Source organism: Arthrobacter alkaliphilus (assembly GCF_021483235.1).
Classification (GTDB): Bacteria; Actinomycetota; Actinomycetes; order Actinomycetales; family Micrococcaceae; genus Arthrobacter; species Arthrobacter alkaliphilus.
Genome location: NZ_JAKEEC010000019.1, coordinates 1 through 24,765 on the forward strand (window position 1 = coordinate 1; position 24,765 = coordinate 24,765).

27 protein-coding genes are annotated in these 24,765 nt (G+C 61.8%); 11 read left to right on the top strand and 16 right to left on the bottom strand.

Annotated features, from left to right (window positions below; all coding sequences use genetic code 11):
* Nucleotides 1-262 precede the first annotated feature (262 nt).
* Both L0B83_RS13455 and L0B83_RS13460 read left to right on the top strand, forming a co-directional pair.
* On the top strand, nt 263-643 hold the full coding sequence (locus tag L0B83_RS13455) for a hypothetical protein (RefSeq protein WP_234758965.1): 381 nt from the start codon (nt 263-265) through the stop codon (nt 641-643).
* Nucleotides 640-1,449, top strand: coding sequence for a hypothetical protein (locus L0B83_RS13460; protein ID WP_234758966.1), 810 nt, complete (start codon nt 640-642; stop codon nt 1,447-1,449). The genes L0B83_RS13455 and L0B83_RS13460 overlap by 4 nt, the downstream gene beginning before the upstream one ends.
* Nucleotides 1,450-1,543: 94 nt before the next feature.
* On the opposite strand, the gene L0B83_RS13465 is transcribed toward L0B83_RS13460, so the two are convergent.
* Nucleotides 1,544-2,140: a DNA-binding protein gene (locus tag L0B83_RS13465; RefSeq protein WP_234758967.1), complete on the bottom strand. Its 597-nt coding sequence runs from the start codon at nt 2,138-2,140 to the stop codon at nt 1,544-1,546.
* A gap of 297 nt (nt 2,141-2,437) precedes the next feature.
* Between L0B83_RS13465 and L0B83_RS13470 the strand changes: the two genes are divergently transcribed.
* Nucleotides 2,438-3,115, top strand: coding sequence for a helicase associated domain-containing protein (locus L0B83_RS13470; RefSeq protein ID WP_234758968.1), 678 nt, complete (start codon nt 2,438-2,440; stop codon nt 3,113-3,115).
* Nucleotides 3,116-3,194: 79 nt separating this feature from the next.
* Here L0B83_RS13470 and L0B83_RS13475 read toward each other — a convergent pair whose 3' ends face one another.
* The 3 genes from L0B83_RS13475 to mobC are packed head-to-tail and all read right to left on the bottom strand — an operon-like array spanning nt 3,195 to nt 6,109.
* A complete protein-coding gene (locus tag L0B83_RS13475) occupies nt 3,195-4,139 on the bottom strand; it encodes a hypothetical protein (RefSeq protein ID WP_234758969.1) in 945 nt (314 codons plus the stop codon).
* An 18-nt stretch (nt 4,140-4,157) separates the two neighbouring features.
* Complete coding sequence (locus L0B83_RS13480; RefSeq protein ID WP_234758970.1) at nt 4,158-5,717, bottom strand: relaxase/mobilization nuclease domain-containing protein; 1,560 nt, start codon at nt 5,715-5,717, stop codon at nt 4,158-4,160.
* Nucleotides 5,717-6,109, bottom strand: a complete 393-nt coding sequence (gene mobC, locus L0B83_RS13485; RefSeq protein WP_234758971.1) for a plasmid mobilization relaxosome protein MobC — start codon at nt 6,107-6,109, stop codon at nt 5,717-5,719. The genes L0B83_RS13480 and mobC overlap by 1 nt, the downstream gene beginning before the upstream one ends.
* 693 nt (nt 6,110-6,802) lie before the next feature.
* On the opposite strand from mobC, the gene L0B83_RS13490 reads away from it, so the two are divergent.
* Entirely contained in the window at nt 6,803-7,111 is a 309-nt protein-coding gene (locus L0B83_RS13490; protein ID WP_234758972.1) for a hypothetical protein, read from the top strand.
* A 419-nt stretch (nt 7,112-7,530) separates the two neighbouring features.
* Here the strand turns inward: L0B83_RS13490 and L0B83_RS13495 are convergent, their stop codons facing one another.
* The 4 genes from L0B83_RS13495 to L0B83_RS13510 form a co-directional block, all read right to left on the bottom strand.
* Nucleotides 7,531-8,883, bottom strand: coding sequence for a ParB/RepB/Spo0J family partition protein (locus L0B83_RS13495; protein WP_234758973.1), 1,353 nt, complete (start codon nt 8,881-8,883; stop codon nt 7,531-7,533).
* Nucleotides 8,884-9,116: 233 nt separating this feature from the next.
* Nucleotides 9,117-9,467 carry a DUF8317 domain-containing protein gene (locus L0B83_RS13500; protein WP_234758974.1) on the bottom strand — a complete coding sequence of 117 codons (351 nt, stop codon included), beginning with the start codon at nt 9,465-9,467 and terminating at the stop codon, nt 9,117-9,119.
* A gap of 77 nt (nt 9,468-9,544) precedes the next feature.
* Complete coding sequence (locus L0B83_RS13505; protein WP_234758975.1) at nt 9,545-9,976, bottom strand: hypothetical protein; 432 nt, start codon at nt 9,974-9,976, stop codon at nt 9,545-9,547.
* A gap of 603 nt (nt 9,977-10,579) precedes the next feature.
* Nucleotides 10,580-11,488: a DNA-processing protein DprA gene (locus tag L0B83_RS13510; protein ID WP_234758976.1), complete on the bottom strand. Its 909-nt coding sequence runs from the start codon at nt 11,486-11,488 to the stop codon at nt 10,580-10,582.
* A 183-nt stretch (nt 11,489-11,671) separates the two neighbouring features.
* Here L0B83_RS13510 and L0B83_RS13515 point away from each other — a divergent pair, with 183 nt between their 5' ends.
* The 5 genes from L0B83_RS13515 to L0B83_RS13535 all read left to right on the top strand — a co-directional run bounded on the left by L0B83_RS13515 (nt 11,672) and on the right by L0B83_RS13535 (nt 13,830).
* Nucleotides 11,672-11,968 carry a hypothetical protein gene (locus L0B83_RS13515; protein ID WP_234758977.1) on the top strand — a complete coding sequence of 99 codons (297 nt, stop codon included), beginning with the start codon at nt 11,672-11,674 and terminating at the stop codon, nt 11,966-11,968.
* Between the two features lie 27 nt (nt 11,969-11,995).
* The gene (locus tag L0B83_RS13520; protein ID WP_234758978.1) at nt 11,996-12,610 is read left to right on the top strand and encodes an ATP-dependent DNA ligase; all 615 of its coding nucleotides are present in this window, start codon (nt 11,996-11,998) and stop codon (nt 12,608-12,610) included.
* On the top strand, nt 12,607-13,008 hold the full coding sequence (locus L0B83_RS13525; protein ID WP_234758979.1) for a hypothetical protein: 402 nt from the start codon (nt 12,607-12,609) through the stop codon (nt 13,006-13,008). The genes L0B83_RS13520 and L0B83_RS13525 overlap by 4 nt, the downstream gene beginning before the upstream one ends.
* 185 nt (nt 13,009-13,193) lie before the next feature.
* A complete protein-coding gene (locus L0B83_RS13530) occupies nt 13,194-13,526 on the top strand; it encodes a hypothetical protein (protein WP_234758980.1) in 333 nt (110 codons plus the stop codon).
* A gap of 25 nt (nt 13,527-13,551) precedes the next feature.
* On the top strand, nt 13,552-13,830 hold the full coding sequence (locus L0B83_RS13535) for a hypothetical protein (RefSeq protein WP_234759050.1): 279 nt from the start codon (nt 13,552-13,554) through the stop codon (nt 13,828-13,830).
* On the opposite strand, the gene L0B83_RS13540 is transcribed toward L0B83_RS13535, so the two are convergent.
* The gene (locus L0B83_RS13540) at nt 13,824-14,066 is read right to left on the bottom strand and encodes a hypothetical protein (protein WP_234758981.1); all 243 of its coding nucleotides are present in this window, start codon (nt 14,064-14,066) and stop codon (nt 13,824-13,826) included. The genes L0B83_RS13535 and L0B83_RS13540 overlap by 7 nt on opposite strands.
* Before the next feature lie 176 nt (nt 14,067-14,242).
* On the opposite strand from L0B83_RS13540, the gene L0B83_RS13545 reads away from it, so the two are divergent.
* Together L0B83_RS13545 and L0B83_RS13550 are read left to right on the top strand one after the other, a co-directional pair.
* On the top strand, nt 14,243-14,389 hold the full coding sequence (locus L0B83_RS13545) for a hypothetical protein (protein ID WP_234758982.1): 147 nt from the start codon (nt 14,243-14,245) through the stop codon (nt 14,387-14,389).
* 36 nt (nt 14,390-14,425) lie between these two features.
* Nucleotides 14,426-14,737, top strand: coding sequence for a hypothetical protein (locus tag L0B83_RS13550; RefSeq protein WP_234758983.1), 312 nt, complete (start codon nt 14,426-14,428; stop codon nt 14,735-14,737).
* Between the two features lie 22 nt (nt 14,738-14,759).
* On the opposite strand, the gene L0B83_RS13555 is transcribed toward L0B83_RS13550, so the two are convergent.
* The 7 genes from L0B83_RS13555 to L0B83_RS13590 all read right to left on the bottom strand — a co-directional run bounded on the left by L0B83_RS13555 (nt 14,760) and on the right by L0B83_RS13590 (nt 24,723).
* Nucleotides 14,760-16,766, bottom strand: a complete 2,007-nt coding sequence (locus L0B83_RS13555) for a hypothetical protein (RefSeq protein WP_234758984.1) — start codon at nt 16,764-16,766, stop codon at nt 14,760-14,762.
* Between the two features lie 4 nt (nt 16,767-16,770).
* A complete protein-coding gene (locus L0B83_RS13560) occupies nt 16,771-17,937 on the bottom strand; it encodes an AAA family ATPase (RefSeq protein ID WP_234758985.1) in 1,167 nt (388 codons plus the stop codon).
* Nucleotides 17,934-18,728: a hypothetical protein gene (locus L0B83_RS13565; protein WP_234758986.1), complete on the bottom strand. Its 795-nt coding sequence runs from the start codon at nt 18,726-18,728 to the stop codon at nt 17,934-17,936. The genes L0B83_RS13560 and L0B83_RS13565 overlap by 4 nt, the downstream gene beginning before the upstream one ends.
* A 60-nt stretch (nt 18,729-18,788) precedes the next feature.
* Complete coding sequence (locus L0B83_RS13570; protein ID WP_234758987.1) at nt 18,789-20,624, bottom strand: DNA methyltransferase; 1,836 nt, start codon at nt 20,622-20,624, stop codon at nt 18,789-18,791.
* Nucleotides 20,621-22,402, bottom strand: coding sequence for a DNA methyltransferase (locus L0B83_RS13575; RefSeq protein WP_234758988.1), 1,782 nt, complete (start codon nt 22,400-22,402; stop codon nt 20,621-20,623). Before L0B83_RS13575 ends, L0B83_RS13570 begins: the two co-directional genes overlap by 4 nt.
* Complete coding sequence (locus L0B83_RS13580) at nt 22,399-22,665, bottom strand: helix-turn-helix domain-containing protein (RefSeq protein ID WP_234758989.1); 267 nt, start codon at nt 22,663-22,665, stop codon at nt 22,399-22,401. The genes L0B83_RS13575 and L0B83_RS13580 overlap by 4 nt, the downstream gene beginning before the upstream one ends.
* A 1,437-nt stretch (nt 22,666-24,102) precedes the next feature.
* Complete coding sequence (locus L0B83_RS13590) at nt 24,103-24,723, bottom strand: hypothetical protein (protein ID WP_234758991.1); 621 nt, start codon at nt 24,721-24,723, stop codon at nt 24,103-24,105.
* Nucleotides 24,724-24,765 lie beyond the last annotated feature (42 nt).

The window sequence follows — 24,765 nt, forward strand, 5'->3', positions numbered from 1 at the left end:
GCAGACGGGAGTTCTCGCACCTAACGCAACTCCCGTTAGTTAAACGCCGATAATGAAGATTATGTCAAGTCGTTTGCTTTAATCTTCAAGTAAACCGTCATTTCCAGAATACATCATCACTCCCGCTGCCCCATCAGAACGGGGCAAGACCGGCGCGGACGAGCCCTGAGTAGTCACCGTCACGTGCGACCAGCCCGCAGGTCCGCATGTTTACTGTTGCATTTACGTTGCTTTAATCTTGCAAGCCTGCGACGATTGAGACATGGAAGCAACGACCCGGCATGACATTCATTTGGGTACGACCCGGATGAATATCCACGACCTTGTGCGCGAACTCAATGAGAATCTCGGTACGACGGTCGTCCAGACCATGGCTGGCGTGAAGGACCGCACGTCTCCGTTCCGCTGGGCGAAGCCTGACGGCCCGGAGCCCCGCCCGGAGGTCGAATCCCGCCTACGCCTCGGTCATCGCGTCTGGAAGACCCTTGAGCTTGCCGAAGGCAAGCATGTTGCGTTGGCCTGGTTGATGGGCGCCAACCCGCGCTTGGACGAGGACCTTCCCGTCCTTTACATCCAGCAGCTGCGTTCCCGTGAGGTATTGGGAGCTGCCGAAGCGTTCGTGAATGACACTTTCGCCGCATGATCACGACCGCCAAGGTGCGCCAGTGCGACTTGACGGGGCTAACCCTTATTAGGGCTGCCGGCGAGATTTCGTTCAGGGTGGCGAAGGACCGCTACGGCGCGTTGTCGGTCAGGAAGAATTCCACCGTTGGCCCGATGCCTATCGGAACAGCCGCAGGCAGCGATTCCCGGGGCCGATACGACAGCATCGGCTCGACGATCTATCTCGCCGACTCCCGTCAGTGCGCCTACGCCGAGGTATTGCTTGGCTTCCGGCAGCAGCGCGCGTCCGTGGCCAAGGCCGCTGAATCCATCGGGTGGACGGTCGAGGACTACATCACCAGTGTCCTGGCCCAGGCCGAGGAGAACGGAATTGACGTCCCATGGGCCATATCCGTGGACTGGCAAATGGACCGTTCGATCTACGAAATCCGGCTCCCTGGCCAGGGGTGGTGGGTTCAGATAGACGACGCGGCCACCCTCCGCGCTCTTGAAGCCCTCACACCAACCGCTCCGGGGCTGACCGAACGCCTGCAGCTCCTCACGGCCGGCTCCCTCACCGGAGACGACCGTGACCTGACAACCCTGCTCGCCCACGTCATCCGCGGCATCGTGTTGGACGACGGCTCAGAACCACTGGGTATCAGCTACCCATCAAAAACACTGACCGGCAGATGCTGGGCCTACTGGGACCGGCGGGCTGACGAAGGCCTCTCCCCCAGCCGCAACGGCCTGCTGCAACTGACCTCTGAAAATGTCGGACCGGACCCTGAATTCCATCGCGTAGCCGGATTGTACGGTCTACCGGTCCTCGGAGCCCGCCCGTGAATCAAGGAAATCTTCCGAGCGCCGCCCGACGGGCGCCCACCGTCCTCTGGCGGCTGCAGGACTGCCGGCCGTTAGCAGAGGGGCCCCGGCTGGATCAGGCATCAGGTTCTTCGCCACTTTGAGGCTGCTCGGGGGTGATGCGCTGCAGCAGCGCGTCATGGGCTTCCTGGAGTGCGTCTGCGCGGGCCTGCGCGGCGGCCGCCCGGGTGGCTGCTGCCGCAGCTTCGGCCGTTGCTTCCCGGCCAGCTGAGCGGGCCTGCTCCAACTGCTCGGCATTGGTGGTTAGCTGGCGTTCCAGCTCCTCTATCTTGGCCACCAGCTCGGAGACAGCGGACTCCTTTTCGGCTGTCACTTTGTCGAGGTCGGCAACAAGCTCGGCGACCTCTTCATTAAGCTCCTTTTTCTCCCGGGCCCAGAGCTCGCCGGTGGCGGCGTGGCGCTCGTTTGCAAGGGTGGACGCTTCCGCCCAGACAGCCCCGGCCAGGCGCGCCGCCTGCTCGAGGATGGCCGGCGGGGTCGCCGCTACCTGACCTCCTGCGGACTGCTTCTCCTCGGTCCATTCCTTCAGATAGCGGGTGGCGTCGGCGTTACTAACGCCCGCAGCAGATCGAACAGTGGACACGGTTGGGCGCCGCTCGGCGCTGATCTGCTCCGCAGCAGCAAAAACCCGGTCTTTAGCACTCGAGCTCATTCAAATTCCTCAAAAGTAGTAGGAGTAGTAACAAAACTACTCCTACTACTACTAACGGGCAATACCGCCGTCCAGGGCCAGCGGCCAGGATCTCCCCAGTGGGTCGCGCAAGCGTTGAGCGGTTGTGGCCTGCCCCATGAGCTTGGTGGGATACCCGTCCACAAAAACAGTAGGTAGGAGTAGTTCGATGCTTCCTACTACTACTTCTGGATTGCCATGAGCCGCTCGGGTCTGACCGTGCCGGGATGATTTTGTCCCTAGGCTGCTTTGAGTGGCAGAACGTTTGGGGGGATGACTATGACTCAGGATGCAGTGCAGCCTTCACGGCGCTCTGCTCCGTACTGCGAGTGGGTGGAGATGTACCGGCGGGGCATCACGCCGTCGAAGATCGCTGAAGTATGCGGCGCTGCAGTGACAACTGTCCGCTATCACCTGCAGATCGCGGCGCAGAGAGATCCTGGACTCCGCGGTGAGCATGCCGCGGCCCTGCCGGTGACGGTGCCGGACCCGTCCGAAGCTTCCCTGCAAAAAATGCAGAACCTCGTGGCGTTTTACCAGGCGCAGGGACGGCTGCCTGCAGCCGATGCGAAGTCGTCGCACGAGCAGGCCTTGGTCAGTTGGCTTTACCGTCGGCGCCGGGAATCAGCGCAGGGGACCCTCTCCCCCGTTTTTCGTGATGGTCTGGGCCCCATTCCTGGTTGGGACCAGGCTTCGAGAGGCAAAGCTGCTGACGAGGCGCGATGGCAGCAGCGTCTGAAGGAAGTGGAAGCAATCCGCAAGGCCGGCGGCGAATGGCCCCGGCACCAGAAAACCGACGACCCGCAGGAGCGCACCCTCGGGGTGTGGCTGCACGGTCAGCGGATCAACTACAACCGCGGCAAGCTGACACGGGAGAAGAAGTTGCAGCTGGATAAGGTCCTGCCGGGGTGGCGTGAGGGCCGGCCGCGCGGCGGCGGCCGGCGCCGTGATTCATAACCGGCGTGCCGGGCGCAGCGAGCTGCACCTGGCAGGAGGGGCGGCCACTAAATGCCCGACCGTCCGCTGTTCTTTCAACCTAACGGCCAAGGCCCTTTTGCATGAGCTTCATTTGACCGATGAGTCCGCGCTTTTTGCTGGCCTTTGCTGTGGCACCTGGGGCTTTGGCGACTGCCGCGCTGGGCGGAGTGCCCTGATCCTGGTCGGCACTGAGCCGTGCTTGTACAGCCTCGCGGTCAGCAACCCCTTCGAGGCTGGCCGCCAGTTCCTGTCGGCGCTCGGCTGAGTCGTATGTGGCTACTGCTTGGCCACGCAACTGCTCGGGGCGGTGATTGTCACGGGCAGCTGTCCAGTCTGTGATCAGCCGCCTCTCCATGTCCTTCTCCTCGGCCACGCTGTCCGCAAAATTATGCCGCTGTTCCCAGTTGTGTGCCTCGATGGGTTTGGTCTCCCGGAGCCAGGCCAGTGCTTCGTCCAAGTCCTCCTTGGAGGGCCGAACAACGACCTCCGCGCGTTTCCTGTCTTCCCGGTCGGCCTCGGCCAGCAGTTGCACAGCCTGGGCGTTCTCGTCACGGCCGCCACGGCGTTCCTGTTCTGCCTGTTCGCGCTCCCGCTCGGCTTTCGCCAGGGCAGCGGCGACCGTTGCTTCATTGGCACCGAGGTTGTCTACGTCCAAGCCGTAGCGGCGCTGCACCTGGTCACGGATCACCTCAGCCGCGTCGCGCGCCGCCGGGTCGTGGTCCTTCCACGCGGTGGCCGCCTCATGTGCCCTTTCGACGTCGCGGCCGGTGGCTGTGTCCCACCACCGGTTGTCCATGACCGGGGCGAGCTGCGCCCGGGCGGCTGCCCGTTCCGCCTCGAACCGGGCCTGCAGTTCCCGGGCCTGTTGTTCCTCGGCCGCTTGGGCGCGGCGCAGCTCTTGCTCGCGTGCCCTGGCCAGCTGCTCACCGAGCCGGCCGGCGACAGTCAGGCCAACGCGCGACATTCCCTCAAGAGCCTCATCAATACCGTCAGATTCGCTCATGGTTCCCCCTCCTTGGTGTTATCTCTCAATATCTGGGCGGGCACTCCCGCTTCGGGTGCTCGCGTGGGTACGTGCCTGCACGTACTTCGGCGGCAACACGGAGCCCACGGACCGGCCCGTGACCTGACCGGCTGCACTCGCGCGTACCGCGACGGCAGCTTCGCTATCCGCTGTGGGCGTTGTCGCTGGGACGCCGGGCAGTGCGGCCGCGACCTGGCTTAGGTGGTGCTTGACCATGTGGCTGATCTGGCGTGCTCGGCGCAGATCATTTGAGGCCTTGTGCATGTCGTGGACGGCCTTGGCGACGTTGAGCAACTGGCGCAGCATGATTGCCTGCCCGGCGGTTCCGCTGCCGCCCGTCGACGCTGCCATGAGCATGAGGGAGGCTCCGCGGGCAGATGGTCCTGCGGTGCGGATGGGGCGGACCGGGTAGCGCCGCAGTTGTGCTGTCTTGGACAGCTCGTCGGCTGCTGCTGCGAGTGGTCCGGGCGTTGCCTCGGTTGCCGTGGACCAGGCTGCGAAGGCGCCGGCTGTCTCGCGTGCAACGTGCGCCCAGGTCGCGTGATCGTCCAGCGGGACGGAGCGCAGCGTTTCGCGGAGCCGGGCAACTTCGTCGCTGTATTGCTCCCACATTTGCGGGTCCGGTTCGTGACCTTCGCGGCCGATCGTGACCGGGCGGCGTCCACGTGCAGCTGCCTGCCATTCTGCGACCGCCTCGGCGGCGCCTTGTGGGCTGTCAGGCCATTCGGCACGGAGCTTGGGCAGGGCGAGGTCTTTGGCGAGGTGACCGCCGCCGAACCAGACAGGCCGGCCGCCTTTGGGGGGACGTTCTGCCACGCTGTAGCCGACCACGACGTCGTCACGCCCGGACGCGTACCGCGGCCTGACCAAGGCGCCGGTACGGCGAAGGCGTCGAATGAATTCGGCCTCATCCTGGGCAGCCGTCGCGCAGGCACGGACCTTGCGTTCCAAGGACCGTCGTTCCGGTTCCGGGGCTCCCCGCCGCTCGGAGGCTTCACGTTCACCGGGCCGGAGGCCACGGGTAGAATGCGTGGCCGAAAGTTCTTCCAGGCCGTACTTTTTCTCAAGCCCGCGGGCGGCTTGTTGTGCGCGGGGGAAGTCCCGCCAACTGCTCCACTTCGTGCCGTCCTCGCGGACCATGGAGGCAGCGATGTGGATATGGTCATTTCCGGATTTGCTGTGGCCGTGACGGATCGCCACCCACTGGGCCGGCGCCCGTCCGCTGGCTTCGGTGAACCCCATCTCGTCCATGAAGTCCTGCGCAATCTCAGCCCACTTCTGGTCGGTCAGGTCACCTTCCTCGGCGCGCAGCGACAGCGAGCAGTGCCAGACATGCCCGCCGGGAACCTCAACGCCCAGGACGCTTCTGGCCTGATCCAATTCCTTGGCAATGGCCTGCGCGGCATCGGCGTTCAGTTCGTCATCGTTGTGCCAGGCCATGATCGACGGTGAGCCCGCGACCAGGTGCGGGTCGCTGTGTTCATTCGCCCGTCCCGGACCGGCAAGGTACGCGATGAGCCCGTGCATGCGGGTGCCCTTGGTGATGTTGGGAATCATCAGCGCACCATCGAATCCAGCATCGAATTGATCCGGTCAGCAACCGCACGCACCCGGATCAACACCGTCCTGGCTGCTTCCGGGAATTCATCCGTAGCGTTCGCGTGACGGGCGAGCTGGTTGACGTTATTCGACAGCGCAGCAAGGTAACGGCGGGCCGCAATGAACTCCACGGCCATCGCCCGCCGCTCAGCCAGCGACTCCGAGTTCTCCGCATACAAGGCAGCACTGACCAGAATCTCCGACGGGCTGCGCCCGGTCCGTTCCTCCAGCACCTTCAACTGCGCACGCTCGAACTCCGACATTGACACCCGCACGTACTGGGTGTCACCGTCAATGTTCGCCCGGCGGCGGCGGGAGAACCGGCGCGGAGACTTCGGATCCTCAGTCATCCCGACCCCCTCCCCCAATGCCCAGCGCAGCGCCCCGGAATCTCCGGGCCACACTCACGAGTGTGCCGCATCCAGGACCGCAGGCCGTGGATCAACACGCGGGTTATGGCACATAACCGCCTAGCTTGCTCCGGAAAATCACCTGCACCCGGTATTTGGCGCTTTGGGTGGTTCCTGGGCACTGCCCTGCAGGACGCTTCGCGTCTGACTTGTTCACAACGACTGCGTCGTTCCGTTTCGGCTGGGTGAGGCTACTGCCCGGTCCTTCCTTGGCAAGTCTCCACAGCCAGCTTTCGCGGCATATCCTCGCTCCGCTCCGGTATTCCACGGTCCGGCCGCTCCAACTGGCCAATTCCTTCACCGGCCAAGTTTCGGCAAGCGTGCCGAAAGGAACGCGGCATAGGGCAAGCGAAAGGTACAGTTTTGGCTCTCATCTCACCTACCACAGTGGCCAGGCAATACGGAGTCTCCCCGACACTGCTGCGGCAGTGGCGGCGGCGCGGCATCGGCCCCGAATACTTCCAGTTCACAGCACGAACCGTCAGCTACGCTGACGACTATCTGCGGGACTGGTTCAGCGATCCCCGGAACGCCCACCTCCTGGCGCAAATTCCTCGGGCTACCTCGGACATGTCATGCCGGGATGGGCGAGTCCGGTCGAGCCTGCGTCAGGATGGTCGTTAGGCTGGATCCATGGCTACCCTCGACATTGAACAGACCAGAAACCAAGCCCGCGCGCTGCTGGACTCCCGCATTGAATCCGTCACTGCCCTGGTAAAGAGCCGCCAGCGAATCACAGAGTTGCGGGACCAGCTTGTTGCGGCCGAACGCGATGACAAGCGCGCCTACGTGCAGGCTACCCGGGACGGATGGAGCACGGAGGAACTGAAGAAACTTGGCCTTGAACCATCTGCGGTAAAGCGCCGGCGGACAGCAAAGCGCTCCACCGGATCCGAACAGGATGCCGCCCAGGAATCCGGCACGTCCTTCAGCGAAGAGTGACCCTAAAACCCACGCTGTTGTGAAACCCAAGCCGCAGCGCTGACACCCCTGAAACGTCGCTGCACACAAAAAAGGACCGGAACATTCCGGTCCTTTTTTGTCCTTCGGCAAAAGGAAATCTTTCATTCACTCTAGCGCACCCATGAAGGGTGCATTGGTTAGGCACCCCGCGCGTTGGCGGCGGCCTATAAACACCGCGACCCGGACGACGCCAGGTACCCGTCACGTCGATAGGCGCGGCACCCCTGGTGGGCTTCTGCCAGGCCGCGCCTCATGGCGGTCCGCCGCTGGTGAGTGGCTGCCGTGGTTCGCCCCGGGCGGCGGACCGCCCGACGTTTGCGAGGTTCCCCGGCCCTGCCGTGGTGATTGGCGGGGAACCCTTGCCGGGCGGTGGTGTTCCCGCCCGGCAAGGGTTCGTTTTAGGCCGCTTGGGTTTCTTCCTCTGGCGTGCCGCTGTCGATGATCAGCTGTTCGACGGTGGATGCCTTGTACCCCCAAAGGACCAGTTGGTTCAGGTAGTCCCGGTGGGTCTGGGACGGGGAACGCCACGAGTCCTTGGCGATCGTCTTGTCATACCCGGCGCAGACCAGCGCGATCAGGGAAAACTCCGGCCGTGCCGTGGATTTCGCCACGTGCGTGCGGAGCGGGTTCCACGCCCAGGTCTTCGCCTCGTCAACCTTTGCCCCGACCATGACGGCTGCCACCTCGCCGTCGTAGCCGCTGGCCGTTTCGGGGTGGTGCGTGATCGCGTGGACGGTGAAGTACTGCCAGCCCTTGGGTGGCTGCTTCTTCGCCAGCAGGCCGGTCACGAATTCACGGCGTACCACCTGCGCGGACAGCATCGCCTTGTTGTTCTCAATCAGGGTTTTGCGCTCGGCCTTTTGCTCCTCAGTCATGGGGCCTTTCTGCGCTGCGCGGCCGCCGTCGTAGCGTTCGTACTTCGGTGCAAAGCCCGTCTCCTTCCACCCCGCGATCACGGAGTGGGTCCGGTGCTGGCCCCGATAGTCCGTGGTGATCAGAACGGCGTTGGCGTCATCCTCGGTGGCCGGTTCCCCGTCCTCCCTTTTGGCGGCGGTGACGTAGAGGTTGTCGTCGTCGGCGTAGTGTCCGGCGTCCTCCACGATGGTCTTGCCCTGGGCTTCCAGTTCGGCGATCAGGGCGGTGAGGGCGGCGGCGCTTTCGCGCCGGTCTCGCAGCTGCTGCGCGACGTGCAGGAGCTGGTCAGGTTCGTCCATGATGACCGACTCGAGCTCGGCCGAGGCCTCTTCGTCTGACTCAAACTCGGTCATGATTAGCGCTTCTTCGATGGTCCATCCTTTGCCCAAGGCGGCGGCTCCGGCGTCGGAGGACTTGGCCTTCAATGCGGACTCCACCGTTGTCTTGGTGCGCCCGGTCTTCTTCGCGATCGCGGCCGCCGAGACACCGATCAGGGAAAGCTGGTGGTAGGCGTCGGCCTCGTCCGCTTCGGTCAGTTCAGCGCGCTGAATGTTCTCCACCACCTGCGTCACGATACGTTCGGCTTCCTCGGGGGAATCGATGATCATCACCGGGATCAGGGGCCGTCCGGCTTTGACGGCGGCGCGCGTGCGGCGCTGGCCCATCAGCACGTGCACGGTCCCATCCTCCTTGCGGTGGGCGATCACCGGTTCCATCACGCCATGTTCGGCGATGCTGGCGATGAAATCAGCGGTCAGGGCAGCGTCCTTACGGACATTGACATCGACCGTCAGCGAGGCCGGGTCGAGCATTTCAAGCGTGGGTGCTGCGTTCATGTGGTGTTGCTCCTTTTTTGCCGAAAGGGTTGGTGGGTGGGGCNGCCCTTTCATCCCCGGGCCACGGGACAACCCAACGACACCGTCAACCTTTGGCTTGCCGCCGGCGGCAGCCGCCCGGCACCTGGTTATTGCGGGATGGGCGGTCCGCCGCAGCCAACCACCTAGACAAGCCGGCCACGACGGCGGACCGCTCACGGTGACCGGCCCCGAAAGACCGGCCACCCACGGCCCTATTCGCGGCGGTCGTGGAGCGGGACGGCTCCGTAGTGTCCGGCCGCGCGGCGGAACCTGGCGTCACTGCTGAAGATAAACGTGCCGCCGAACATGTACCACGGCGCAGGTTCACCTTCCGGGGCGACCGGCTCGGCGTGGACCACGGTCTCACGGTGGAAGTGCTCGTTTTTGACGAGCCGGACGGCGGGCCGTTCCTCGGTGGTCTCGAAAATGGGGTCGATGCCCTCGCCAATGACGGTTACTTCCATGGCCCGGGCGGAGATGCCCCGGTTGGAGAAGTCCGTACCCAGGGAGTCGCGGTAGATCAGGGCGGTGATGCCCTTCGGTGCGGGGGTGTCGTTGCTCATGTGCTGGCTCCTTTGAAGTCGTTTGGCCGCTGTACTGCCCGGTCCTGGCCGGGCAGTACAGCGTTTGTCAGTGCTGATTAGGCCGCGGCCGCGAGGGTGCAGGGCACCCGGTACCGGCTGGGCAGCTCAGCGGCGGCTTCCGGCAGGCCATCCGGGCCGTGGGCCTGCCCGTTCTTCCAGTGGAAAAACGCCTGCTCACTTATCGCAGTCCAGAACCTCGCCTTGGTCCGATAAAAGGTCGTTCGTACGTCGCCCTCGCAGTAAGTGGCCATGCCGAACAGGTTCCCGATCTCATCGGCGGTACGGATCCCGGCGACCATGACGTAGGGCCACTGGCCCAGGTCCCAGCCGTCACACCCCCAGCTGGGGATCACGGCCCAGCCGTGTTCGCTGATGACGTCCATCCAGTCGTAGCCGTCGTTCAGGTGGTAATCGACGAGCACGGGCACATCGTGGACCGTTTCGCCGGTGTCGACGGTGGTCACGGTCCTCTTGGTGACTGCGTTCATGGTGTTGCTCCTTTTTTTGCCGAAAGGGTTGGTGGGTGGGGCGGCTCAGGTGACCGGCCAGCGTCCCCTCTCCCCCGTTGTTTTGGCTGCTGGCGAAGCTTGCGGAGCTGTGGCCGACGGAGGCCTGACTACCCGTAAGGGCAAGGGGCGGGAAATTCCCGGAGGAAATCAGCGACGAAGGAGCGCCGCAGGGACATTTCCTGCACCGCAGGCCACGACGAAGGAGGGGCTAGACCGGCCGGAGCGGACACGTACAATCCGTCAGGACAGCAGCCAAAAAGCGTCGCAGACAACACAGGGCCAGGGACGGCGGAGCCCTGCGGAGCCGGCACTGGACCCCACAGCCGGCCGCGCCAGCGGACGCCCATCAACTGGTTGCAGCGCAGCGGAAACCAGGGCGAGCCCCGCGAACCTGCCCTTTCATCCCCGGGCCACGGACAGGCCAACGACACCACCAACCCTTGGCTTGCCGCCGGCGGCCGCCGCCTCGGCACCTGGCTGCTGCGGGATCGGCGGTCCGCCGCCGCCAACCATCAGCAAAATCCGGCCACGACGGCGGACCGCCCGCGGTGGCCGGCCCCGAAAGACCGGCCACCCGGGGGCTTAGCTGGCGAGCAGCTCGCTCAGTTCAGCCGCGTCGGTGACCAGTGCCGCGCCGCCGTCTTTCAGGAGCCGGTGGCATCCTGCCGAGTTGGCGCTGTGGACGCTGCCAGGGACGGCCGCGACTTGACGGGCGATGGTTTCGGCGTGGTGGGCGGTATTCAGGGCACCGGAGCGCCAGCGGGCCTCCACGACACACGTCACCCCGGCAAGGGCTGCAATGATGCGATTTCTGGACAAAAATCTTATCCGCGTAGGGGCGGCTCCCGGGGGCAGCTCGGAGAGCGTCAGCCCACTGCCGCGGATAGCGGCCGCGAGGTCCGCGTTTCCAGACGGGTAGTCCCGGTCCAGTCCCCCGGCCAGGACGGCGATGGTGGCCGGGCCGCTGCCGGTGCTTCCAGCCAGTGCTGCGCGGTGGGCGTGGGCATCGATGCCGTAGCCGAGTCCGGCAATGACGCAGATTCCGCGCTGGGCGAGGCTGTAGGCGATGTCGCCGGTGACGGCTGCGCCGTAGCTCGTGCAGTCACGTGATCCGGCCAGCGCAGCACAGTTGGACGGGTCAGGGATTCCGTTGCCGATATTGCCCCGGTACCAGAGGCCCAGCGGAGCGTCAGGGAGGTCGTCCAAGCCTGTGGGCCAGTGCTCATCGCCGGGGATCAGGAAACCGCCGCCCAGGCGTTCGATGGTGGCCAGGTCCTTTTCCGGGTCCAGATCCGGCATGCGAGGCGCCCAGCGCTTTAGCGCGTCGGCCAGGTCCTCGGCCGTCACGTCCGGAAGGGTGTGAGCGGGTTGGGCGCCGGTGGCGAGCCGCAGCGCGGCGTACGCGCCGAGCCTGCCCACGAGGGTCCGCCCAACGGTGTCGTTTGGTTCGAACAGATGGGTCAGGGCTGCGCGTGCAATGCGGTCGTTCATGGTGTTGCTCCTTTTTTGCCGAAAGGGTTGGTGNACCGCGAAGCGGACGCCCAAACGGGTGCGAGCCCTGCGAGCATGCATGTGGGGTGAGACTTGTCGGGCAAGGTTGGTACGGTGGAATGGTCCCGCCTGGGTTCCCCCAATCTCAGGCGGGACATTCTTTGTCAGAAGGAGAGATGGACTGTGGGACTGCGGAGTTTCTTCACCCGGCGCCGAACACCAGCTGCAGGAGAGTCCTCCGCAGTCATGGTGGCCACGGAACCCGAGCCGCTGACGCCCGCGCAGCTGGCAGACCTGGAAGTGGCGTGGGCCGAACTACAGCAGGCGGTCAAGGAAGCGGGTGTGACGTCGTTCCGTGCCTGCACACGGGACGGGAGCCGCTGGCAAGACAACCCGGAGTCCGTACGGGCCATGGCGGACACGATAAGGCGCACCCAGAAGTACACCGCCGAGGGCATCCAGACCGGTCCGGAGCGGTAAAAACGGCCCGTCCTTTAGGCTGGGGCCATGAGCGAGTCCATCCCGCCGGCTCTGCAACCACCGGTTGCTGTTGCCCTGGCGAAGCTCGTCAAGAGTTTCCCGGCACCTGGCACATTGCCCGGCGGGATATACGCAGAACCCAAATGGGACGGCTACCGGACGATCGCCCTCATAAATTTTGACGGGGTGACGCTCTGGTCCCGGCAGGGCAAAGAACTTACACGGGTCCTGCCTGACCTGGCCGAAGCCCTCGCGGCTCAGGTGCCTCCCGGAGTGGTCCTCGACGGCGAGGCCGTGATTTGGAACGGGAACACACTGGACTTCGAGGCGTTGCAGCGGCGCATGGTCACGTCCAAGGCGGCTCTGCCGGCACTGGTAAGGAAGTTACCGGCCGCGTTCGCGGCCTTCGATGTTCTGGCCGTCGCCGGGCAGGACGTCCGGGGTGTACCGTTCACCGGCCGCCGGCAGCTGCTCGAGGAACTGGCCCGGAACTGGGCCGCGCCGTTGAACCTCTCCCCCGCCACCACGGACCGGGAACTGGCCAAGACGTGGCTAAGGGACTTGCCTGCAACAGGAGTGGAAGGGCTGGTCTTTAAGGGAGGCTCCCAGCCCTATGACGGCTCACGTTCCTGGTCAAGTTGAAGCACAAAAATGTCCTGGATGTTGTCTGCGCCGCCGTCATAGGTTCTCTGACCCAGCCCCAGGCCATCGTCGCCGGTTTGGCGATGGACGGGCAGCTGCGGATCGTTGGCCGCTCGACGGTGCTCTCAACTCGTGTAGGGGGTAAGCTGGGCCGCCAGCTCCGCCCGGCGCAGCCCGGGCATCCATGGCCCGAAGAGATCAGCGAAACCTCGCTGAACAGGTTCAGCAAGGACAAAGGCCCCGTGCGCCTGACGCTGATCGAACCGCTCGTGGTGGAAGTCGCGGCCGACGTCGCCTGGTCCGGCACCTCCTTCCGCCACCCACTGACCTACCAGCGGGCCAGGCCCGAGCTGGATCCCAGCGACGTCGAACTCCCCCCGCACATCAAAGCCCGGTAAACCCGAAGTCCCGTGGACGGGTTGTGCCCACTGGGGTCAGGTGGAGCCCTCCGCACAGCTCAGGCTGTCCGCATTGACGTGCAACCCGTTCTTTGTCGTAGCCCTCCCCCATAATGAAACCCGCGGCTAACTACGGCCGCTTTTTATTGGCGTGGCTATTCGCATATATGTTCTAAGGTTGTGTTATGGGACCAGAACAAGCTTCCGAACTGCAGCGGCAGTACGCGAGGCGGGCCGGCCCCATCGGCCTGACCGTGGAAGAGCTCGACTTCGAGCATTTTCCGGTCAAGAACGGCTTCCCGGGGATCCCGGTAAAGGTATGGATCCGGTTCCCGAACTGCGCAGAACTGGTAGACGGTGAGGTGTTCGCCTGGACCGCCAGAGCGGCCGAAGTGACGTGGAAGGACGGGCCGGTCACGTACAGGACCTGGGTGTGGAGCTCGGCGGTCACCCGCCGGGAAGATTTGAACAGAGCAAACTTGGGAGAACGAACCAACCGTGACAGCAACAATAAGTGAAACAACCCTCAATGCGCCGGTGGACGTGGACGTCCGCTTCACTGCCACCGGCATGCCTTTGGCCGTCCGCTACGACGGTCGGATGTGGGCCGTGGCAGCCGAACCCCTGCACTGGTTCAGCAGAGATTCCTGGTGGGAAACCCGCCGCACCGCCGCCAAGGGCAGCGGTGACCTGGTAAGCATCGAGCACTGGCGGGTCCAGGTCCGCCTCGGACCCTCGACCTCACAGCTACGAACCTTTGATCTGCGCCGCGAACCCCTATCGGAGCAGTGGCTGCTCGAGTCCATCGACGACCGTCACTGATGCACCAACCCATCATCGGCAGACCTGTGCCTGACGAGGTCTGGGAGTCCGTCAGGGCCGAGTTCGCCCTGCCCAGCCAAGAACAGGTCCGGCACCGGCTCGCCGAACTCATGGAAGACCCGGCCCCGGTGATGCGCCAGCTCGTCCGGGTCATCGGTGAGGGCACGTACTGCCCGGGCTTCCAGTTCTTCCCCGACGGACAGCTCCACCCCGCCGTGGTGTCCCTCTTCCGGCACGCGATGGAATTGAAGATCCCGCACAACTACTTCACCGCCTGGATGATCACCCCCTCGGCCGACCTGGGCGGGGCAAGGCCCGTGGACTCCCTCCCCCAAGTACCGCAGCTGCACAATGCTTTGGATCGCTTCGCCGCTCAGCGCCGGGAACCCGGAGAGCCAACTAGGCTGAAACGGTGGAAATCACCGGAACAATACAGATGGCCGACGGCAGCATCGATCACGTCGCCGCACATGGTGACAGCTACGAGACCGCCAAGGCCGCTCTCGAGGCAGCCATCCCCGAAGGCACGAAGCTGATCGCCCTCCGCACGGACAGCTAAGCACCATGGCCGAAACGGAAAAGATACGCTGATTGAATGACTGATTCACTGTTTGAAATTGACGCGCCAGAAGGTCAAGCGCCACTACAGCACATGCCTATCACTGATGAGCAGATTGCTCAGATTAGGGCAGCTTTCGTCGACGCAAGTATTAACGAACAGCATGAGCGGAAATCAGTCATCGAGTCGTGCGTGGTTCGCCCTGTGACCTCTCTTCGCGATCTTTACGCTGCAGATGCACATCGTGTACTGAGCCTTATCCGACAGCGTAAAGAGGCGCGACCGAAGGTTGAGGGTGGTTCCGCCTGGGACAACAGAGAAGAAGAGACTTGGATAGACAGGCTCTAGACGCTCAAGCTGAATACTGCGGTCAGGATCCGGTTGGCGTTGTCTCAGCTGACCCGAAGGACCTCATCAGCCTTACCAGCAACCCCTGACGGGGATCCAGAATAATGTCACGGCCGTCGGCCCAGGTTTCGGCTGTGACGACGTCTGAGTGGGCAGCAGGTATGCGGTACAGCCGGTTCATATTCTTCGAATCGCGAAGAATTGCCTGCAGGTTGGGGGTGTTTATATTCTTTTGGTCGTTTAGGAAGCCTGCGATGGCCTTGGCTTCGGGTTCGTTGCGCCCACGGAGGGCCGCATCGAGCGTGTGAAGTCGGCCGCCCAATGTCTGTGTAAGGTTTACAGCCGCACCATACTCAGCCGCCGCCGGGTGGAAAATCTGTTCGTTCAGTACTCTTTCGAATGCTGCTGCTAGCCCAAGCAAGGGGCCTGAATGATCAGCATTTTCGGGGGCACTGAGTCCGAAATATTCGGCTGTGACGATCATCGTCTGGGCTTGTTGGTCTAGCTGCGGCCAGATCGCGCGCAGCGACGTAGCGGTCGCTTTCCGGGTTGGCGTGAGTGTTGTAGGCGGTAATCTGTCGGCTTCTCGCTGCATTGCATCGACAGCGACCTCTTGATGGATTGCTGCCGTAAATTCACCCGCCTCCGCGGAGTCTTCCGGTCGCGGCGATTTTAGAAGAGACAGGGAGCGCTCCCCTAGGCCGGCTGCCTTAACTGCCAGCTGCGCCGCAGCCTCGAAGGGTGTCATAGCGTCAGCTTCGGGGTCTAGTCCGAGGGCATGGAGCTCGCCACCATCATCGGTGACGAGAGTGTAATGGGTTGCTTTTCCTGGGCTGTAGTAGAAAATTGCTCCTATGGGAGGCTTTGAGTGCTTTAAGTTGCCGAAGTAGCCGAGCAGTTTGTAAAGCTCCTCCGTGGGCATTTTCCCTGGTCTGCGCCGCAACTTTGGGTCGAAGATCGCCAAGCCTCTTCCGGCGACCGTATCAGCTGTAACCGCCAGGTCGGGAAAGCCCTGCAGTTTTCCCGGGCCGGGTTTTAATGACCACAGCACTCCGCCCTCGGTCAGCGCCGCGAGTGAAGCTTGAAAGTGCAGTTTCAGGCTGCCGGCTCCAATGTTCCATGAGTACATCGGCCCGCGGTGACGCTGAGCAAGACTCTCGGCGGCCATGGCTGGTGCTCCGATAAGTGCTGTGATGGCGTTTGCCAGGTTCAGTAGGCACCAGATCTCAAAGAGTTTGGTGTCAAAGCGCGCATCATAGAAGCTCCACTCACGGAGTCCGACATCGGCAACAGCGTTGCCATTGCGCGTGGCTGCGACCCAATCTGCCAACTCTTTGTAGGGTTCCGGGGAGGCAATGTACCCGGCATCGAGCCGGGCGTTGACTCGTTCCATCAGGTCTGGGAGCGCCGAACGGCGCCATACGTTCAGGGCGGCTTCGCTGGTTCCTGAAAGCAGCGGCAGGCCGAGACTTCGGCCTAGTCCCTCCTGAAGGCGTTGGAGATCCCTGAGTTCCGGCGATTTGGCTGGGAGAAAGTCTCGAGGAATGGTTGCCAGGTCGCGTCTGATCCAGTGGGCTGCGTAGGACGCCAGAACGTTCTCAGGTGTGGCACTTTCACGTTCCACCAAGCGAATTGGGTACCGTCTCGGAACGGCTATCCGCCCTTGTTCGCGGCTGTAGCGCGACAGGTCCAGGCGACCACGGATTTGCCCTACAGACTCAGCACTCACTTGCGTGTAGCGGAAGGTGGGGCGGGCCGCTATTTCTCCCAGGATCCGCAGCAGCCTTTCCGCGGCCGCCAACGAAGCGCGCAGCCTCACGGCTGTCGCCAACTCATCAACGACCATTTCATCGGGCGTTGTGGCAAGTTGTTGGCTGACTTCCAACTCCCATGTGGGGGCATCAGCGAAGTAGGTCGCCAGCAAAGGCAAGGATGCGTTGATGGCCGCACGACGTCCAGCACCTGTAAAGTGGCCGCCCTCGGCGTCTACATCAGCGTCAGCCAGTTCTTCACCGATTCTCTGCGCCATCTGCTCAGTAGCCCGTGCTGGAGGCCATCCGAAGATGCTGCAGTGCGTCCTTCGTGCGAGGAAGCGGCTTTGTCTGGAGCCAGGTCTCGGTCGCGTCGAGTTGAACTTTAGTGAGGTTTCCTGCCTGAGGGATGACTCGATCGGCAAGGGCCAGATCAAGGGCGGCAATCAGCGCCGTCTCCTCGCTCGGGGCGGTGGGTAGCCTGAGTGCGAGTTGGCGGTAGACATCCACGACTTGCGCCGTGCCCAGCGGCCAGCCTGGGCGTCCGGTGGCTTCGTCTCCGTATCGGAGGGTTGAAAGCAGGTCAATCAAAATGGAAGTAGCATGCGCGACTTTCGGGTCAGCGACGAAGGCTTCTGCCTTGAACTCGTCGCCCCCATATGTGTCCTTGTACCACTTTGCTGCGCTGATCCGCGATTGTTTGAGTTCGGCTTCTAGCTGGTCTTTTTGGGGCACTCCGACGTAGACGAACTGGAACCGTCGGCTCAGCCCTTGGGAGAAGGTGTACACGTAGTTCGTGTCCACGGTGTTCATTGTTGCAATGATTCGAAAGCGCTTTGGTAACCAAACCGCGTTTGTCTCTTCAGAGTCTCCGAACCACAGCGGCAGGGGCACGTCGTCGCCCCCGCCGCCCAGAACCGTGTAAAGGGGGCCGATGGCCTTGTCGATTTCGGCCCGGCTGAACTCATCAATGATGAGCCAATGCGCTTGATGGGTTTCGCTCTCTTCCGGATCTGCCTGCCGGCTGATCACGGTCGCGCAATCTAAGGCGGCTCGGGGGACATGTCCCAGCCACGGGACCAGCGTTTCCATCCCACGCTTGGATGTGGGGTGCAGCCCGCCTATGACGTCGTACGTGCTCCAGTCCGCGGTTGCCGTTTCCAGGTGGGCCGTTGCGTTGAAAGTCTCCGCCAGCACGTACGCCAAGGTGGTCTTACCGGTTCCGGGAGGGCCCTGAAGCACAATGTGACCTCCAAGGAGGGCGATTACACAGCGTTCCAGCAACGCCTCAGCGTCCGGGAGTAACAGGTTTTTGGCTTCAGCGAGTTTCAGTGCTTGAGCCGTCAACTCAGGCACGTTGGCGGACTCCAGGTGCTTTTGTGAAACCTTCTCGGCTGCACGGTAGTTCTCTTCAAACTCATAGAGGTTTACATCATCGGAAAGGCTCACTTTGGGGTTTCCCTCTTTGTCAGGCCGGCCAGGAATGTGGCCTTGTTGGTGGTGGTAACGCGGCCGTAGCGCCGACAAGTGAAGGTCACATTACGGCGCGGATTGCGGCCTTCCTTCACTACTGTTGCGACCCTGAGATCCTTAATCTGCCAAAGCGCGCTGTCCAATAGGTCGTTGCCGTCCCGGTTGGCCACAACAAGCAGGTCCTGTCGTCGTAGCCATGCCGCCGGGGCCGAATTCCAAAGGTCGGCCACCACAGTGGCTTGGTCTCCGTCAACACTGAAGTGAAGTGGTTGAACGGCAGCTTTGCGGGTTTCTCGTTGGTCTGAGATCCACTGCAACAGCTGGTGGACGTCTGAGTAGCGTGCAGCGGCCCGTCCGTCCCAATGAGGATCCTCTACTGCGAACCCGTCCGCAGCAGCTTTGTCCAGTGTTGCCCTCTCGATATGCACGCTGGAGGAACGGCCCGTGGCGCGTTTCGTCCAGCCATCAAAGACTGCGATGACTTGCCGATCTTCGTCCACACCGAAGCCGACCGTCTGGCGGCCAGCTTCATCGAGCAAGTCATCTTCGTGAGCGCGCGTCGTTTGGATGCGATAGTTCGTGCCCGACCGTCCCTTGCCTTCGTGCGTGATCTTCCATGCGTAGGCGAGCAACGAAAACCGCCGTTTGCCGCGGGCGATATCAACGCGCGTCGGATTGACACTCCGGCCACCACCGACGCTTTCGCGCGCGGCAACAGTCCATCCTGCTTCACTGAACTTCTCTAGGACGACATCAAGGGCGCTCACGTTGCATACAGTACAGATAAGCCCAGTCGACGGAGAAACTGCGTCGACTGGTGGGACGCTTTAGCTCAGGTAGTAGTGCCTGTCCCTGTTAGCCAAGTTTGAGTTCAGCAGTTCCTCGAGAGCCTTGAATGACAGGCCCGTGGGTTTGGAGCCATTGGCAATGACGGCCCCAATGGACAGCGAGTACAGGTATTCGAGGCTCCGTTGATGGGTGACTTCGTTCTTGTCCCCCTGAGGCAGATTGCTTAGGTGGCGGCGGATAGCGTCCAAGGCGATTTCACCGGCACCGTTGAGGTTCTGCACGTCGCCCTTGGCTCCGGCCGTAAACGTGATCACGAGGTCGAAGAACGGTACAAGCTCTGCGCCGCTGCGACCCTTGTAGCCCTTCATTGAGCGTTGCTGCTTGTCTAGAACGCTCACGTCCGTTTGAACGAGTCCTGCATGGTCAGTGGCCGCGAGCAGGGCGGACCACACCTTGTCATCGGCATTGTGAAAGACCACGCTAGCCCGAGCGCCCGGTGCCAAGACCCTGCGAACTTCGGAGAATGCGCTGGAAAGCAGTTTCTCGTAGTCATCCAGAGACTTGCCGCCTGCAGTTGAGGGAAGCGATTTGTTGACAACAATTTCTTCAGTGAGATCTGTGACATCACCCAACCAGGATTCCCAAACGACGTTGCAATCGCCGTAGAACAGGTTTGCCCCGAAGGGCGGGTCGGTAAATACGTAGTCAATGCTTGAGCTTGGAAGCCAGGAAAGATCTGTCGCGGACGATTGGCGGGCGAAAGCACGGTCGGTGTCGTCTGCCAGGTTCTCCAAGGCGGGATGAGTTGAATAGAAGCGGCTGACCTGGGATACCTGATGACGGAAAATTTCAAAAACGTTCCCCTCAGCGATCAACTGGGGGATGTAGAGGGTTCCGGTGAGGGGACGTTGACCGCCGAAAGCGTTATAGCGCCGCATTCTCGTTGAATGCCAGGCCGTGTTGGTAAAGGCGAACTTCAGAGCGGACTGAACTTTTGAGTCCGCTTGTGTGGTGATGTAGTGCCACAACTCGCTGAGCGCGAGTTGGCTGCGGTGATTCCAGAAGTCGGCTACTTGGGTGACGTTTCGGAGATGCAGTGCTGAGCGGCGGTACATTTCCCGGTCGGGACCCAACGGAACACTGGGCATCCACCGGGTGACTGGCTGCCGGGCAAGTGAGGCCAGCAGGGTCAGGTCATTTTGGTCCGCGGGTCCTCTTTGAAGCTTGCGGCATGAACCGCAGGCGACAGCCTTTTCCGCAGGTTTACTGGGCACGCCACTAAGACCAGAGCGGGTCTGCTCGTTGCCGCATTTTCCGCAGGTAAGAGTACGTGAACTACTGCCACTTTCAGTTTTCTGGTCCCAGACGCGAATGGGTTCTGCGCATTGGGTGCAGGTGTGGACGTCCGTCCAAACTTGGTGGCGCAAGCGCTCCAGGCGGCCGCACGTCGGGCAATTCGACGCATATAGCGCTGTCTCTGTGGGGGTCAGGGCCGTAGTCAGGGAGACCATGGCTGCCGCGAGGACTGTCGGCGGTACCGGATGGCTGTGGTTATGAGCGAGATGAACAGCGCCAGGGGCAAGATCTGACAGTAGGGCACGCCGGCCTGTGTTGAGAGCGGCAAGCCCAGTCATCCCGGATCCGCAGAATGGGTCCAGGACCAGGCTGTCGGGTTCGCTGCTCGCCAGGATGAAAGGCTCAATCGCACCGGGCGGAACCTTGGTCGGGTAGGTATGTACCTGGTAAGCGCTGCTTCCCTTAGACGACGAAGTGTCTGTGGGAATGGGACGTTGCGCAGGCCCTGCGGTGCCCCGAAGCAGGTCTGTGAGGCGGGGTTCCATACTCGCCTCGGCGATGTCGGCGGTCAGGCTCATGCTGTTCCTTCAATCTTGATGCTGGCGGGGCTGTTGGATGTCTGCGCACGACTCCATGCGCCCTTTTCGAACAGAAAGTTCTTTGACAAGAGGACCTCCACCTGCCCGTATGAGTAACCGGCAAAGGATGCGCCGCGCTCTAACAACAACCTCATGACGAAGGAATGGAGATAGGGCGTGCTTCGCTGCCGTGGAGTAGCGGTCTGGAGGTGGCTAGCAATGGCCTCAAGAACATCTTGCTCAGCAACTGACGCCGTGATGGCTTGCCTTCGTTTGGCCACACCTCCGGCAGTGGAATGGAGATGAAGTACGAGGTCGAAGCTGGACACGCGCTCCTGGTTCGTCATCTGTTTAACGCCTTTGAAGCTTGGCTGGGACTTATCGAAAGCAACCGCTGATTCGAGGGTCAGGTCCGCACTTTCAATGGCGCGTTCGAGGCTGCTCCACACGGCATCGTCGCTGCTATGGAACATAACGCTCGCCCATGCACCCGGCTTGAGGACTCTTGCGATCTCTCCAAAGCTCGCCGCCATCAGTTTTTCGTAGTCGTTAAGAGTCTTGCCGCCGTGCTGCGCCGTCAGGGATGTCGATACGATCGCTTCGTTGGTCGTATCCGTGAAGTCATCGAGCCACGCCTCCCACAGGAAGGAAGCATCAGAGTAATAGATGTTGGCGCCGAAGGGGGGATCGGTGAAGACATAGTCAATGCTTTGGTCCGGCAGGTGGTTGAGGTCTGTGGCAGAAGAACGCGTGACGCTGCACTGGCCCTGGGTCTCACCCACCTTCTTGGCGAGTTGAATGACGGCGCTCAGCTTTCTGCGTAGCAGCGAGAAAACGTTGAACTCGTAGGTCATTGATGCGATGTACAGCGTGCCTGAGAGCACGTTCGTAGGCCGCTTGGGGTTCCATTGGTATCGGCGGGAAGCTCGGTTCACGATGGCGGTCGTGGCGAACCGGAGCCCGAGTCGCTCCGGGGACGTGTTGGCTTGCTTCCAGACGGCGGCCAGGGCGCGGAGGTTGCGATCAGTGAAAAAGTCAGCAGCTGTGGCGATACCCATCTTGCCGTGCTGCCCGCGCCACATTTCACGCCAGCTTTCCAAGGGAGCGGTGGGATACCAGTCAGTGATTTCGCTTCGATGGGCCTGGTGGGCTATTTTCATCTCGACCGGAGTCAATGGCCGCTGCTCACGGCTACGACAGCTCAGACAGCCGACTGAGACCAGCACAGGAGCGCCGGGGCGTATCTCCGTGTCCCCTTTGCGGAAGCTGGACGAGCAAAGTGGGCACACTAGGTTCTTAGAAATCGTCCCGTCTGGCTGCCGCGCTGCATCCCAAAAAAGTACTTCATGACTGCACCCTGGGCAGACAACGGTATCGGACCAGACGGTGTACTCAATTCGGGCATCGCCTGTGCAGCGCCCGCACTTTGTCCCGTAAAGCTCCTGCTCAAGATCTGCCAGATCTGCGAGCAAGGCACGTGCGGCATCAGCCAGGGCAGCAGGATCATTGGGTGCCGTGTAACCCGAAGCTATATGGACGGCCGCGGGCGACAAATCAGACAGCACCCCTTTTCGCCCCGTCAACAGGGACGCAACTCCGGTCATCCCCGAACCACAAAATGGGTCCAACACGGTGTCCCCGGGGTTGGTGTAGTGCTCGATGACCGGGACGATGCCCTCCGGCGGAACCTTCGTGTGATAGCTGTGAGCCCTATAAAAGATGGACCCTTTTGCGCCGATAATTTCCCGCCTGTACGGCTCCGTTACGACGCGGCTCATTTCTTGCCGCCCTTCGCACCAAAGCGAACCTGGAAGACGACGCCCAGGGCGTCAGCGATCCTTGCTAGGTTGGCCATGGTGATTTCGTGCTCTCCACTTTCCCAGCGGGCAATGATCGATTGAGTAGACCCCATACGGGTCGCAAGCTGATGCTGAGTCAGCCCGTGGTTCTCGCGATTTAGGCGAACCATTGCGGCAATTTCAGCGGGGCTACACCCGGACTCCGTGGATGATTCTGGGGCTTTGTCTTGAAGGATCTGCACAGCTCCTATGCTATGAGCTGATCAGATGCCCCTCGTAATCGACACGCCACATTTTCGGTTCAAGCCGTTGAGACCTTCGCCTCATTGGGCTGGGGCAGTAGCTGTTGTTGGAGCGATAGCTCCAAGGCCTCGTCGAAGGGCATGCCAGGGTAATTCCGTGCCGTGTGGCGTTGCCAGCGGGATGGATGTCGCGGCTGGTCGCTTACCGACCATATTGTGCTGCCGCGGTCGTGCAATCTTTGGCGCAGCCACGCTAATTGAGTCCTAAAGTGAATCCGTACTTCTCCGACTGGTTCCTGGCATCCATAGGCCAGCAGAACGTCCCCGCTCACTGCTAGTCGTTCGGCAATATCAGAGCGCGCCGAAAGCCAGAGGTCAGCGTCCACGCCGATCGTGTTGACCTCCAGGACGCTTTTTGTAGCTAGCGGGAATAGGTTCACTATCACTGTTTCTTGGTGGCCTAGAAGCTTGGCAGCGAGAGCGACCCTAGCGAGCGTCCTGGCACCAGTAGAGAGCGGTGGGTTGAACAGCACTGCTGTAAGGCCTCGGGATGCCTTAGTGTGTGCCATTCATCGGTCTTTCTGTGTTCTTGATCAGGGTCGGCAGCCTGCTTCATTCTCGGGATTCCAGCGGCCATCAGATTCTGCGGACGTCCAAGCGTAGCGGATGGGAATAGTTGGGAAAGTCGGCTGATGTCCGTCCCTCACGCGGAAGGCCTAGGTGAGGGCCGAGTCCTGAACCGTCACGTTCGGCGAAGGATGATCCAATGAGCGTGTAGATGTCCGTCAAATCATGGAGATATTGAGATGGCCAAGGAGGAGCAGAATCGAGTACTCGACCTGATTGAACAGGCCACTGGGGACAGCCTCCGGCGGGAAGCTTGTCCTGACTGGCTACGAAGACCCGGGATAACTGGGTGCGGGCAGGATTGGGGGACCGTCAAGGGTCTATACCGAATGCTCACCGGGTTAGAGCTTCCTAATGAAATGCCACCTCGTGAAACACGTCGCTTGGACGCAATCTGGACAGACTCGTCGGGGCGCTCACGTGTCATTGAGTATGACGAAGGCCAGCATTTCAACAAGTTTAGGAATGTGCTGCTGGGAAATTACCCGGATATCGTTCCGGTCGCTTTTGACAAGGAACGTTGGATGATTCGGTGTACTACACACGAAGACATCCGGGGAGGTGGCTTCAGCAAACCACGCCCTCCCCTGTTTCCTATGGACGGAGGACGTAATTACCAGCGTGCTTTCCGAGATATGTTGGCCGACGTGCTGCCACCTGCTCGTGGTTGGCGCCCGACGCTTCGAATCGGACACTTCGAGGTGGATTCTTGGCTGTACACTCGTGATGCTGTGGACCGGATGAGAAATTTACTAGCAAGTAAGTTGATGTAGCCATCTGCCCTGATCGAAGCGGGGCAGTGCGCTTCCCTCAGCCAACATGGACGCTTTTACTAACCTCGACAAGCTTTCCGTTGCCATCTAGCTTCCATTCGATACCGGACGGATCCTTGAATGTGGCAAAGGTGCGGGCAGCCACCCATGCTTTAGCATCGGCCTCAGAGCCGTGTGGCCAATAGTCTCCGGAAATCTGCCAAGTTAGCCGGGCCGGCCCGTTCACAGTCTTGGACTTCGTAACTTTCCTGTCGTCCATCACTTCCCTGAAGCCGAAGCCGTCAAGTTCTTTGTCGGGGACTTCGAAACCCACATCTGTGTACTTGAGGTTCCCTGTGGGGAAGACAAGCCCACAAGTCACAACAAATGACGGCTTATCAACAAACTTGGAGCCCGGTGGAGCCTTTGGACGGGCTGCAGAAACGGTGAGTTTAACGGCTCGGGCGTCCTTTTCCTTTTTCTCGAGCCTCTCAGATCCCAGCGCTTCCGCTTTTTTACGCTGTGCCTCCTCCTCGTCGCTTTTTGTCTTGTTGTGCTGCTCTAGCTGCGCATCGACGGACTTCCTCTGGACCTTGAGGGCTGCGATCGCACCAACAAAACCCAGGAATGTCACAGAAGCACCCACCCAGTCCGCAACCGGTCCCCACTCTGTTGCCATGGGTGCAGAATCACGCGCTAGCGCGACTACCAAGGCGACTAC

Bases quoted from the DNA above. Each gene is read 5' to 3' on its own strand.
- L0B83_RS13575 (WP_234758988.1), bottom strand. From the start codon at position 22,402: ATGAGCCGCGTCGTAACGGAGCCGTACAGGCGGGAAATTATCGGCGCA.
- L0B83_RS13490 (WP_234758972.1), top strand. From the start codon at position 6,803: ATGGCTACCCTCGACATTGAACAGACCAGAAACCAAGCCCGCGCGCTG.
- mobC (WP_234758971.1), bottom strand. From the start codon at position 6,109: ATGACTGAGGATCCGAAGTCTCCGCGCCGGTTCTCCCGCCGCCGCCGG.
- L0B83_RS13505 (WP_234758975.1), bottom strand. From the start codon at position 9,976: ATGAACGCAGTCACCAAGAGGACCGTGACCACCGTCGACACCGGCGAA.
- L0B83_RS13495 (WP_234758973.1), bottom strand. From the start codon at position 8,883: ATGAACGCAGCACCCACGCTTGAAATGCTCGACCCGGCCTCGCTGACG.
- L0B83_RS13510 (WP_234758976.1), bottom strand. From the start codon at position 11,488: ATGAACGACCGCATTGCACGCGCAGCCCTGACCCATCTGTTCGAACCA.
- L0B83_RS13520 (WP_234758978.1), top strand. From the start codon at position 11,996: ATGAGCGAGTCCATCCCGCCGGCTCTGCAACCACCGGTTGCTGTTGCC.
- L0B83_RS13480 (WP_234758970.1), bottom strand. From the start codon at position 5,717: ATGATTCCCAACATCACCAAGGGCACCCGCATGCACGGGCTCATCGCG.
- L0B83_RS13460 (WP_234758966.1), top strand. From the start codon at position 640: ATGATCACGACCGCCAAGGTGCGCCAGTGCGACTTGACGGGGCTAACC.
- L0B83_RS13475 (WP_234758969.1), bottom strand. From the start codon at position 4,139: ATGAGCGAATCTGACGGTATTGATGAGGCTCTTGAGGGAATGTCGCGC.
- L0B83_RS13455 (WP_234758965.1), top strand. From the start codon at position 263: ATGGAAGCAACGACCCGGCATGACATTCATTTGGGTACGACCCGGATG.
- L0B83_RS13470 (WP_234758968.1), top strand. From the start codon at position 2,438: ATGACTCAGGATGCAGTGCAGCCTTCACGGCGCTCTGCTCCGTACTGC.
- L0B83_RS13570 (WP_234758987.1), bottom strand. From the start codon at position 20,624: ATGAGCCTGACCGCCGACATCGCCGAGGCGAGTATGGAACCCCGCCTC.
- L0B83_RS13555 (WP_234758984.1), bottom strand. From the start codon at position 16,766: ATGGCGCAGAGAATCGGTGAAGAACTGGCTGACGCTGATGTAGACGCC.
- L0B83_RS13550 (WP_234758983.1), top strand. From the start codon at position 14,426: ATGACTGATTCACTGTTTGAAATTGACGCGCCAGAAGGTCAAGCGCCA.
- L0B83_RS13500 (WP_234758974.1), bottom strand. From the start codon at position 9,467: ATGAGCAACGACACCCCCGCACCGAAGGGCATCACCGCCCTGATCTAC.
- L0B83_RS13530 (WP_234758980.1), top strand. From the start codon at position 13,194: ATGGGACCAGAACAAGCTTCCGAACTGCAGCGGCAGTACGCGAGGCGG.
- L0B83_RS13465 (WP_234758967.1), bottom strand. From the start codon at position 2,140: ATGAGCTCGAGTGCTAAAGACCGGGTTTTTGCTGCTGCGGAGCAGATC.
- L0B83_RS13590 (WP_234758991.1), bottom strand. From the start codon at position 24,723: ATGGCAACAGAGTGGGGACCGGTTGCGGACTGGGTGGGTGCTTCTGTG.